10 protein-coding genes are annotated in these 9,987 nt (G+C 73.0%); 7 read left to right on the forward strand and 3 right to left on the reverse strand.

Going from position 1 to position 9,987, the window contains the following annotated elements:
- Positions 1-111: 111 nt before the first annotated feature.
- Both H9652_RS10795 and H9652_RS10800 read right to left on the reverse strand, forming a co-directional pair.
- Entirely contained in the window at positions 112-933 is an 822-nt protein-coding gene (locus H9652_RS10795) for an SGNH/GDSL hydrolase family protein (protein WP_318244113.1), read from the reverse strand.
- Positions 934-1,041: 108 nt separating this feature from the next.
- On the reverse strand, positions 1,042-1,698 hold the full coding sequence (locus tag H9652_RS10800; protein ID WP_191796302.1) for a uracil-DNA glycosylase: 657 nt from the start codon (positions 1,696-1,698) through the stop codon (positions 1,042-1,044).
- Positions 1,699-1,947: 249 nt separating this feature from the next.
- Here H9652_RS10800 and H9652_RS10805 point away from each other — a divergent pair, with 249 nt between their 5' ends.
- From H9652_RS10805 to H9652_RS10820, 4 genes are all read left to right on the forward strand, one after another.
- Positions 1,948-2,268, forward strand: coding sequence for a DUF3263 domain-containing protein (locus H9652_RS10805; protein ID WP_191796248.1), 321 nt, complete (start codon positions 1,948-1,950; stop codon positions 2,266-2,268).
- 31 nt (positions 2,269-2,299) lie between these two features.
- Positions 2,300-2,962 (forward strand): LytR C-terminal domain-containing protein, encoded by a 663-nt coding sequence (locus H9652_RS20315; protein WP_191796249.1) that lies wholly within the window; start codon positions 2,300-2,302, stop codon positions 2,960-2,962.
- A 123-nt stretch (positions 2,963-3,085) separates the two neighbouring features.
- A complete protein-coding gene (locus H9652_RS10815; RefSeq protein ID WP_191796250.1) occupies positions 3,086-3,289 on the forward strand; it encodes a cold-shock protein in 204 nt (67 codons plus the stop codon).
- A 5-nt stretch (positions 3,290-3,294) separates the two neighbouring features.
- Positions 3,295-4,785, forward strand: a complete 1,491-nt coding sequence (locus tag H9652_RS10820) for a phytoene desaturase family protein (protein WP_318244114.1) — start codon at positions 3,295-3,297, stop codon at positions 4,783-4,785.
- Positions 4,786-4,876: 91 nt separating this feature from the next.
- Here the strand turns inward: H9652_RS10820 and H9652_RS10825 are convergent, their stop codons facing one another.
- Positions 4,877-6,331, reverse strand: a complete 1,455-nt coding sequence (locus H9652_RS10825) for a glycoside hydrolase family 15 protein (RefSeq protein WP_404822017.1) — start codon at positions 6,329-6,331, stop codon at positions 4,877-4,879.
- A gap of 236 nt (positions 6,332-6,567) precedes the next feature.
- Here H9652_RS10825 and groL point away from each other — a divergent pair, with 236 nt between their 5' ends.
- From groL to H9652_RS10840, 3 genes are all read left to right on the forward strand, one after another.
- The gene (groL, locus tag H9652_RS10830; RefSeq protein WP_138822894.1) at positions 6,568-8,202 is read left to right on the forward strand and encodes a chaperonin GroEL; all 1,635 of its coding nucleotides are present in this window, start codon (positions 6,568-6,570) and stop codon (positions 8,200-8,202) included.
- Positions 8,203-8,473: 271 nt separating this feature from the next.
- Positions 8,474-9,133, forward strand: a complete 660-nt coding sequence (locus H9652_RS10835; RefSeq protein ID WP_191796252.1) for an isochorismatase family protein — start codon at positions 8,474-8,476, stop codon at positions 9,131-9,133.
- Positions 9,130-9,921: a 2,3-dihydro-2,3-dihydroxybenzoate dehydrogenase gene (locus tag H9652_RS10840; RefSeq protein WP_191796253.1), complete on the forward strand. Its 792-nt coding sequence runs from the start codon at positions 9,130-9,132 to the stop codon at positions 9,919-9,921. The genes H9652_RS10835 and H9652_RS10840 overlap by 4 nt, the downstream gene beginning before the upstream one ends.
- The last annotated feature ends 66 nt before the right edge of the window (positions 9,922-9,987 follow it).

The following is a 9,987-nucleotide window of genomic DNA, read 5'->3' on the forward strand; positions in this document are numbered from 1 at the left end:
AGCTGCGGGACGCCGGCCTCCGTCGTCGAGACGGACGGGTGCCGAACCCGACGTCGGCCGGCCGGCTCGGCCCCGTTGCCCGACGAACCTCGATTTCGGCACCCGTCGGGGCTACGGCGACTGCACCGGCGTCAGCGCGGGGGCCTTGGGCTCGCGCAGGTCACCCGAGGAGTGGCCCCGGAGGCGCCGCGTCGCCCACGGGTACACGTGCACCCGCACCCACTCGGCGTTCTGCCGGGCGCGGTCGAGGAGCGGGACGGGCGGGAGGGGAGCCAGCGGGTCGTCCCACGTGGCGTCGTCGGGCGTCTGCCCCAGGCCCACGAGCGCGGCCTGCGCGACGCGACGGTGCCCGTCGGGCGTGAGGTGGATGCGGTCCTCGGACCACATGCGCCAGTCGTGCAACGACGCCATGCCCCACAGGTCCAGGACGTGCGCGCCGTGGCGGCGCGCGATCGACCAGATGTGCGTGTTGAACACCCCCACGCGCCCGCGCGTGAGGCCCACGAGCGGTGAGCCCGACGTGTCGAAGCCCGTGCCCAGCAGGACGTCGATGCCCTCGGCGCGCAGCCGCCCGACCGCGTGGTCCAGGTTGCGGGCCAGGCGGTCGACGTCGGCCGCGGGGCGCAGGATGTCGTTGCCGCCGCCGATGAGGCTCACCAGGTCGGGCTTGAGCGCGAGCGCTGCCGGCACCTGCTCCGAGAGGATCGAGCGCAGGAGGCGACCGCGGATCGCGAGGTTGGCGTACTCGAGCGGGGCCCGGCCTGCGGCGCTGCGTCGCGTCGACAGGTGCCCTGCGAGGAGGTCGGCCCAGCCGCGCTGGCGGTCCGGGTCGTTCGGGTAGGGGTCCCAGAGTCCTTCCGTGAACGAGTCGCCGATCGCGACGTAGCTGGCCCAGCGGGGCGCGTTCTCATCGTCAGGGTGCGAGGTGGTCACGGGTCCATTGTGTGACACGCGGCGCGCTGCGTCCCGCGAGATCCCCGGCGGCGCAGCGCGGCCCCGGTGGCGTGGCGCGGTCGTCCGAGGCGATACGGGCCGGGCGCGTCAGGTCGTCGGCAGCGTCCAGTCCACCGGCGCCGACCCCTGGGCCACGAGCAGCTCGTTGACCCGCGAGAAGGGCCGCGACCCGAAGAACCCGCGGCGAGCTGACAGCGGGCTCGGGTGCGCGCTCTCGACGACCGGGGTGTCGCCCAGGAGGGGCTCGAGCGTCGCGGCGTCGCGTCCCCAGAGGATCGCGACGAGCGGCTGGTCGCGGGCCACGAGCGCGCGGATGGCAGCCTCGGTGATGGCCTCCCATCCTTTGCGGCGGTGCGAGCCGGTGTCGCCGGCGCCGACCGTCAGGACCCTGTTGAGCAGCATGACGCCCTGGTCGCTCCACGCGGACAGGTCGCCGTGCACGGGCGTGGGGGCGCCGAGGTCGGTCGCCATCTCGGCGTAGATGTTCTGGAGGGAGCGGGGGACGGGGCGTACGTGCGGCTGGACGGAGAAGGACAGGCCCATCGCGTGCCCCGGGGTCGGGTAGGGGTCCTGGCCCACGATCAGGACGCGCACGTCGGCCAGCGGACGCTGGAAGGCGCGCAGGATGTCCGACGGCGCGGGCTGGTACGGGCGTCCGGCCGCGGCCTCGGCGCGCAGGAAGTCGCCCACGGCCCGGAGCTGGGGCTCGACGGGGGCCAGCGCCTCGGCCCAGTCCGGGGCCATGATCTCGGCGAGCGGACGGTGGGTGTCCTCGGACGTGCCGTGGGGCACGGCGGCCGGGACGGTGGGGCCGGGAGCGGAGGACGGGGCCTGCTCGAGGGACCCCGAGGTCGGTGGCGTCGCGAAGGTGTTCACGCGGCGAGGGTACGCGAGCGGGTGAATGACACCGATGTGGTTCGCGCGTAGGCTGGTGCGGTCCAGGTGCCCGCCCCTCCGGAGCGGGTCGCGTCCCGACGAGTGAGGATCCCGCCCATGAGCGAAGCGTTCGCCGCGACCGAGCACCTCGACGCGCCCACCGGGACGGACGACGCGCCCGTCGAGGAATCGGGGCTCTCGGCCCGTGACCAGGAGATTCTCGCCTTCGAGCGTCAGTGGTGGAAGTACGCCGGGGCCAAGGAGCAGGCGGTGCGTGAGCTCTTCGACATGACCGCGACGCGCTACTACCAGGCGCTCAACACCCTGATCGACTCGCCTGCGGCCCTCGCGCACGACCCCATGCTCGTCAAGCGCCTGCGTCGGATGCGGTCCACCCGGCAGCGTGCGCGGTCGGCCCGTCGCCTCGGCGACATTTAGTCGCTGGGCCAAGTCGGGCTAACCTGTCGCCGTGAGCAAGAGCGATTACCCCTACGCGCCTGACGAGTTCGACGTCCCCGCGCCCGAGGGCGCACCCGTGGGGGTCTATCGCGCTCCGCGCAGCGGCTGGAGCAAGACGTGGCCCTTCCTCCTCGTCGCCGTGATCTTCGCGGGTCTCGCGGTCGGAGGGGTCGCCGCGATCTCCGGCGGGCTCGGCCAGAAGTCCCCGGCGGAGGCCGACAAGCCCGCGGCGGAGCAGCCGGCCGACGGTGCGGCTGCTGAGGAGCCTCCGGCCGCGGAGGAGCCTGCGGACACGGAAGAGCCCCCCGCCGCGGAGGAGCCTGCAGCCACGGAGGAACCGCCCGCGGACCCCGCCACGGACCTCACGGCCCTGCTCGCAGCCGCGGACAAGGGCGCGTACGTCCGGGTCCTGAACGACGGCGGGCCCGCCGGCGAGGCACGGACCGGCAAGGACGCGCTGGACGCCAAGGGGTTCACCAAGACCAAGGCCGAGGACTACCCCGGCGACTCCGGGCTCACGGCGACCACCGTCTGGTACACCGAGAACCGCAAGGAGACGGCGACGGCCGTCGCAGCGATCCTCGGCATCCCGGCCGAGCAGGTGACCCAGGCGCAGGTGCGCGAGGGGGACGTGGTCGTCGTCGTGAAGTCGGCCCTCGCGCCCGCTTCCTGATCGCCCGGTCCCGCTTCCGGCCCCTGCTTTCCTCGTGTGACCTCTGCCACTAGGCTCGACCCCACCACGGGGCGTCCGATGCTCCGATGCTCGCACCCGGTTCGTACGCACGAGGAGACGTCGATGGCACAGGGCACCGTCAAGTGGTTCAACGCCGAGAAGGGCTTCGGGTTCATCACCCCGGCCTCGGGCGGGCCGGACCTCTTCGTCCACTACAGCTCGATCCAGAGCGACGGCTACCGGTCGCTCGACGAGGGGCAGCAGGTCGAGTACGAGCAGGGGCAGGGTCAGAAGGGCCCCCAGGCCGAGCAGGTGCGCGCGCTCTGAGCGCCGTGACCCCGGCCCGGCACCTGACCGAGGTGGACGTCGTCGTCGTCGGGTCGGGTCCCAACGGGCTCGCAGCCGCGGTGACGTGCGCCAGGGCCGGGCTGTCCGTGCGCGTCCTGGAGGCGCAGCCCACGGTGGGCGGGGGGTCGCGCACGCTGGACCTCGGGCTGGCCGAGGGCATGCTCCACGACATCTGCTCTGCGGTGCACCCCATGGCGTGGGCGTCGCCGTTCTTCCAGGCGTTCGACCTGCCGTCGCGCGGGGTCGAGCTGCTCGTGCCGGAGGTCTCGTACGCGCAACCCCTGCCAGGCGGCCGCGCGGGGATCGCCTACCGGGACCTCGACCGGACGGTCGACGGTCTGGGGCCCGACGGCGCCGCCTGGCGCTCGCTCCTCGGCTCGCTGTCCCGGCAGCCCGGGCACGCGGTCGCGACGGCGCTCGGTGACAAGCGCAGCGTCCCCGCGGGTCTCCTTCCGCGCGGGATCCCGACCGCGGCTCGTTTCGGCCTCGGTGTCCTCGAGCAGGGCACGAGCATGTGGGACCGGCGTTTCGTGGGGGACGTCGCACCGGCGCTCCTCACCGGGGTCGCCGCGCACGGGATCGCCCCTATGCCCTCGCTCGCGTCGGCCGGGGTCGCGATGCTCCTCGCCTCCCTCGCGCACACCGAGGGCGGCTGGCCGATCCCCCGTGGGGGGTCGGGAGCGATCGTGACCGCTCTCGTCGCGGACCTCGAGGCGCACGGTGGCCAGGTCGTGACCGACCACCCGGTCCGCTCGGAGTCGGACCTGCCTCCGGCGCGCGCGATCATCTTCGACACGACCCCGCGCACGGTCGTCGAGGTCTTCGGGTCCCGCCTGACCGGCCGGGCCGCGCGTGCGCTCACCGCGTTCCCCTACGGCAACGCGGCGGCCAAGGTCGACTTCGTCCTGCGCGGGCCGGTGCCGTGGCAGCACGCCGACGTCGGACGAGCGGGGACCGTCCACGTGGGTGGTACGCGCGCGGAGATGGCCGCAGCCGAGGCCGCGGTCGCGGCCGGCACGCATGCCGAGCGTCCCATGGTCCTGGTGAGCGACCCCACGGTCGTCGACCCGTCACGCGGCGTGGGGGGCCTGCGGCCCCTGTGGGCGTACGCGCACGTCCCCGCCGGCTCCACGCTCGACGTCACCGAGGCGATCACGGCACAGATCGAACGGTTCGCGCCCGGCTTCCGCGACGTCGTCGTGACCTCGCGCTGCGTGCCTGCCGCGCGCATGAGCGAGCACAACGCCAACTACGTGGGTGGGGACATCGCGGCGGGGACGGTCAGCCTGTGGCGCGTGATCGCCCGCCCGACGGCGCGCCTCGACCCGTACGCGACCGGACTCGACGGGGTCTACCTCTGCTCGGCCTCCACGCCCCCCGGCCCCGGGGTCCACGGGCTCGGCGGCTGGTACGCGGCACGGCGCGTGCTGCACCGCGAGTTCGACGTGCCGCACCCGCCACGACTGGCGCCCTGACGGGGGGCACGGTGGCGGCGCCGACGGGCCGGATCGCTCGCGAGGACTCGGGTGGCCCGGGACCTCCCGGCCGGACGCGGCCGGGCGGGGCTCAGGGAAGCGCAGCGTCCGCAGCCCGCTGGTCCTCGAGCTCGACGAGCGTCAGCACCACGAGTGCCGAGCTCCACGTGAGCGGGGCGACCGCCGCAGGAGAACCGTCCGCGAGGACCTTCTCCGGGATCGCGCCCGAGGCCGTCCGATGGGTGTCGAGCCAGTCGAGCCAGCTCTCCGCGGCCTCGACCTCGCCGGTCGAAGCACCGGCCAGCGCGAAGAGGGCGGTCTGGGGCGTCCACGAGATGCCGTCGGTGCGCCAGCCCGCACCAGGTGCCACCCCGCCGGCGGGCCGGAGCATCGACATGACCGACGACCGCCACGCCTCGTCGGCCCCCTCGAGGGCTGTGGGCTGGAAGGGAGGCAGGGCGAACGTCGTCGCCGCGTCCTGGGGGCCGCCGGACGCGTGCCGCGGGTAGCCCTGCGGGCCGAAGCGCTCCTCGATCGCCGTGCGCAGCCGCGCGGCGGCGCGGGCGGCGTCAGCCGCAGACGCCCACTGCTCACCGTCGGCGTAGATCGATCGGGCCGCCTCGAGGCCCGCGAGCAGGGGGGCCGCGGTGCCGAGCGTGAGCTCGGTCGGGTGGACCTCCCAGTAGTCGCTCGACGGCGGGGGCAGCGCGGTGTCCTCGTCGAGGATGCCCAGGACGTAGCTCGTCGACGCGTCGACGAGCGGGGCGAGCCGCTCGCGCGCTGCCGCACGGTCCTGGGGGGCCTCGAGCTCGTCGAGCACGGTCCAGGCGGACCACAGTGCCCACCCGTTGCCGTCGGACTGGCCGCCCCGGTCGTCGGGCACGCCCGAGGCGTCTGGCAGGTAGCGCGCCTGGAACGATCCGTCGGCCTCCTGGACCGACCGGAGGAAGTCCAGCACTCGCAGAGCGTCGTCCACGTGACCGGTGCGTGCGTAGGCCGCCGCCGTGAAGGACGCGTCCCGGGGCCAGACGAAGCGCCACCTCGGGGAGGGGGCGGCGAGCGAGGCGCCGTTCTCGAGCGTCATGGCGTGCAGGTCGAGCAGCGCGTCCTCCCCGAGAGCGGCGAACCGGGTGCCCTCGCCGGGGAGGTCCCCCTCGGCGAGCCAGGCCCTGGAGACGCTGGCTGCACGCTCGGCGGCCTCCGCGTCCAGGAGCCGGTCCGCCGTGAGGGGGGAGCCGGCGATCACCGTGAGGCGGTCGACCTCGCCGTCGGCCGGATCGAGGCTGCCGGCGGGCAGCGCAGGGTCGAGCGCGGCGGGGTCGAGGACGCGGCTGCCATCGAGGTAGGTGGCCGCCATGCCGTCCGGGAGGCGGAGCAGGGAGCCGTCCTCGGCCGTCGCGACGCCGTCCTGGTAGAGGTCGACGTGGACGTCGGTCGGCAGGGGGACGGGGGTGGCGCCCACGGTCACGAGCACCACGACAGGGGCGATCGCTGCTCCGAGCACCGCCAGTCGCCACCGCGTCGTCGCGAACCTCACACTGCGCATCCTAGGACGAGCCGGACGCTCGCTGTTCCGCTGCGGGCGATAGGGGGCACCTGGCCTTGCACTCGCCCCTGCCGAGTGCCAATAATGGCGTTAGCACTCTCGGTATGAGAGTGACAGGTTTCTCTGGTCGTCAGGTGAGGCCCGCGAGTCGGCGTGACATGAACGCCGACGTGCGCGAGCCGTCCGTCGCGGGCGCCGACCGACCGTCACACGCCACCAGCGGAGGATCAATCCCCATGGCAAAGATCATCGCCTTCAACGAGGAGGCTCGTCGCGGGATGGAGCGCGGGCTCAACGTCCTCGCCGACACCGTGAAGGTCACGCTCGGCCCCAAGGGCCGCAACGTCGTCCTCGACAAGAAGTGGGGCGCGCCCACCATCACCAACGATGGTGTGAGCATCGCCAAGGAGATCGAGCTCGACGACCCGTACGAGAAGATCGGTGCGGAGCTCGTCAAGGAGGTCGCCAAGAAGACCGACGACGTCGCGGGTGACGGCACCACCACCGCGACCGTGCTCGCCCAGGCGCTCGTGCGCGAGGGCCTGCGCAACGTCGCGGCCGGCTCGAACCCGATCGCCCTCAAGCGCGGCATCGAGAAGGCGGTCGAGGCCGTCACGGCCCAGCTGCTCGTCGCCGCCAAGGAGATCGAGACCAAGGAAGAGATCGCCGCCACGGCCGCGATCTCGGCCGGTGACCCCGCGATCGGCGAGCTCATCGCCGAGGCCCTCGACAAGGTGGGCAAGGAAGGCGTCATCACCGTCGAGGAGTCGAACACGTTCGGCCTCGAGCTCGAGCTCACCGAGGGCATGCGCTTCGACAAGGGCTTCCTCGCCCGCTACTTCGAGACCGACCCCGAGCGTCAGGAAGCGGTCCTCGAGGACCCGTACGTCCTGATCGTCGAGTCGAAGATCTCGAACGTCAAGGACCTGCTGCCGCTGCTCGACCAGGTCATGAAGGCCGGCCGCAGCCTCCTCATCATCGCCGAGGACGTCGAGGGCGAGGCCCTGGCCACCCTCGTGCTGAACAAGATCCGTGGCACGTTCAAGTCCGTCGCCGTCAAGGCTCCGGGCTTCGGCGACCGCCGCAAGGCCATGCTGCAGGACATCGCGATCCTCACCGGTGGCCAGGTCATCTCCGAGACGGTCGGCCTCAAGCTGGAGACCGCGACCCTCGACCTGCTCGGCCAGGCTCGCAAGGTCGTCGTCACCAAGGACGAGACCACGATCGTCGAGGGTGCCGGCGACGCCGACCTCATCGCGGGTCGCGTGAACCAGATCCGTTCCGAGATCGAGAAGTCGGACTCCGACTACGACCGCGAGAAGCTCCAGGAGCGCCTCGCCAAGCTCGCCGGTGGTGTCGCTGTCATCAAGGCCGGCGCCGCGACCGAGGTGGAGCTCAAGGAGCGCAAGCACCGCATCGAGGACGCCGTCCGCAACGCGAAGGCTGCCGTCGAGGAGGGCATCGTCGCCGGTGGTGGCGTGGCTCTCATCCAGGCCGGCGCCGTCGCGTTCGAGACCGCTGCCATCACCGACCTGGTCGGCGACGAGGCGACCGGTGCGCAGATCGTGCGCGCCGCGATCGACGCCCCGCTCAAGCAGATCGCGATCAACGCCGGTCTCGAGGGTGGCGTCGTGGCCGAGAAGGTCCGCAACCTCCCCTCGGGCCACGGCCTGAACGCCGCGACCGGCGTCTACGAGGACCTGCTCGCCGCAGGCGTCAACGACCCGGTCAAGGTCACGCGCTCCGCGCTGCAGAACGCTGCGTCCATCGCAGCGCTCTTCCTCACGACCGAAGCGGTCGTCGCGGACAAGCCGGAGAAGAACCAGCCGATGCCGGGTGGCGACGGCGGCATGGGCGGCATGGACTTCTGATCCGTCCGCTCGTGCGGTCGGGCTCGTAGGAGCCCGCGCAGCTCGACATGAAGGGCCGTCCGGCCAGGGAGACCTGGCCGGACGGCCCTTCGGCGTTCTCGGGGGGCGTCCACGTCACCCGCGAACGAGATGGCAGATTGTCGGCATCTGTCCGTTCCGTGGACGACTCTTCCCCTGCGGGTGAAGTCTGTGCTTAGGTCTACCTCAGTGAGGGAAGGTTTACCTAACTCATTCAACTAACTCGCTTCATACACCTGGCTCTGGGGGGACCATGGGACTGCCGACGATCGCCGCCTACGACGGCCCGGCACCGCACGAGTACCCGAGCAACCGCGTGACGTGGCAGGTCGACCCTGCCCGTGCGGTGCTCCTCGTGCACGACATGCAGCAGTACTTCGTGAACGCGTTCGACCCGGCGTCGCCCGCACTGCGGGACGCCGTCCACAACATCTCGCGGCTCGCCACGACGGCGCGCGAGCTCGGCGTCCCGGTCGTCCTGACCGCCCAGCCGCCCGCGCAGCGCCCCGCCGACCGCGGCCTGCTCACCGACTTCTGGGGTCCGGGCATCCCGGACGACGGGTCGGACGTCGTGATCGACGAGCTCGCCCCGCAGCCGGGGGACACCGTGCTGACCAAGTGGCGCTACGACGCGTTCGTGCGCACCGGGCTGCGTGACCTCCTGCGTGAGCAGGGGCGCGACCAGCTCGTCGTGACGGGCGTCTACGCGCACATCGGGTGCCTCGTCACGACGTGCGACGCGTTCATGCACGACGTCCAGCCGTTCCTCGTCGGCGACGCCGTCGCGGACTTCTCGCTCGCCCACCACCGTCAGGCCCTCGCGTGGGCGGCGGACCGGTGCGCCGTCGTCGGGACGACGGACGACGTGCTGACCCATCTCAGGGCGCGCGTCCCCGCGGTGGCGGGGGCATGAGCACGCGCGTGGCTCTCGTGACCGGTGCCGCGGGCGGCATCGGGGCCGCGGTCGTGGACGCGCTCGCGGCGCAGGGCTACGTGGTCGTCGCGGGAGACCTCGACGGCACGGTCCCGACGGCGCCGCTCGGCAAGGTCGCGGCCGGCCAGGTCGTCCCGGCGCGCCTCGACGTGACCGACGAGCAGGACGTCGTGCGCGTGGTCCGCTGGGTCGAGGCCGAGATCGGTCCGCTCGAGGTCCTCGTGAACGCCGCCGGTGTCCTGCACCCCGGCGTCGTGACCGAGTCCACGCTCGCGGACTGGCAGCGCATGCTCGCGGTCAACGCGACGGGCGTCTATCTCGTCTCGCGCGAGGTCGCGCGACGTCTGTCCGAGCGTCGGCGGGGCGCGATCGTCACGGTCGCGTCGAACGCCGCAGGCGTCCCGCGCGTCGGGATGGCGGCGTACGCGGCCTCGAAGGCCGCGGCGTCGAGCCTGACCCGGTCGCTCGGTCTCGAGCTCGCGCCCTACGGGGTGCGCTGCAACGTGGTCTCGCCGGGCTCGACCCGCACGCCCATGCTCGCGGCACTCGCGGGGTCGCCGGGGCCGGACGACCTCCGGGTCCTCGACGACCCGGCCGAGGCCCGCGTCGTGGCCGGGGTGCCGGAGGACTTCCGGCTCGGCATCCCGCTCGGTCGGCTCGCCGAGGTGCAGGACGTGGCCGACGCCGTCGCCTTCCTGGTCTCGGACGCGGCCCGGCACATCACGGTGCACGAGCTCGTGGTCGACGGCGGCGCCACGCTCCGCTGACCGGCCCCACCCACCCCCCCCTGCGTCATCAGCACGACCTCTCGCACGTCCTCCTGCGGACGACCG

Source organism: Oerskovia rustica (assembly GCF_014836555.1).
In the GTDB taxonomy this organism is placed as follows: Bacteria; Actinomycetota; Actinomycetes; order Actinomycetales; family Cellulomonadaceae; genus Oerskovia; species Oerskovia rustica.

Bases quoted from the DNA above. Each gene is read 5' to 3' on its own strand.
- H9652_RS10800 (WP_191796302.1), bottom strand. From the start codon at position 1,698: ATGGCCCCGGACTGGGCCGAGGCGCTGGCCCCCGTCGAGCCCCAGCTC.
- H9652_RS10805 (WP_191796248.1), top strand. From the start codon at position 1,948: ATGAGCGAAGCGTTCGCCGCGACCGAGCACCTCGACGCGCCCACCGGG.
- H9652_RS10815 (WP_191796250.1), top strand. From the start codon at position 3,086: ATGGCACAGGGCACCGTCAAGTGGTTCAACGCCGAGAAGGGCTTCGGG.
- H9652_RS10825 (WP_404822017.1), bottom strand. From the start codon at position 6,331: ATGCGCAGTGTGAGGTTCGCGACGACGCGGTGGCGACTGGCGGTGCTC.
- groL (WP_138822894.1), top strand. From the start codon at position 6,568: ATGGCAAAGATCATCGCCTTCAACGAGGAGGCTCGTCGCGGGATGGAG.
- H9652_RS10835 (WP_191796252.1), top strand. From the start codon at position 8,474: ATGGGACTGCCGACGATCGCCGCCTACGACGGCCCGGCACCGCACGAG.
- H9652_RS10840 (WP_191796253.1), top strand. From the start codon at position 9,130: ATGAGCACGCGCGTGGCTCTCGTGACCGGTGCCGCGGGCGGCATCGGG.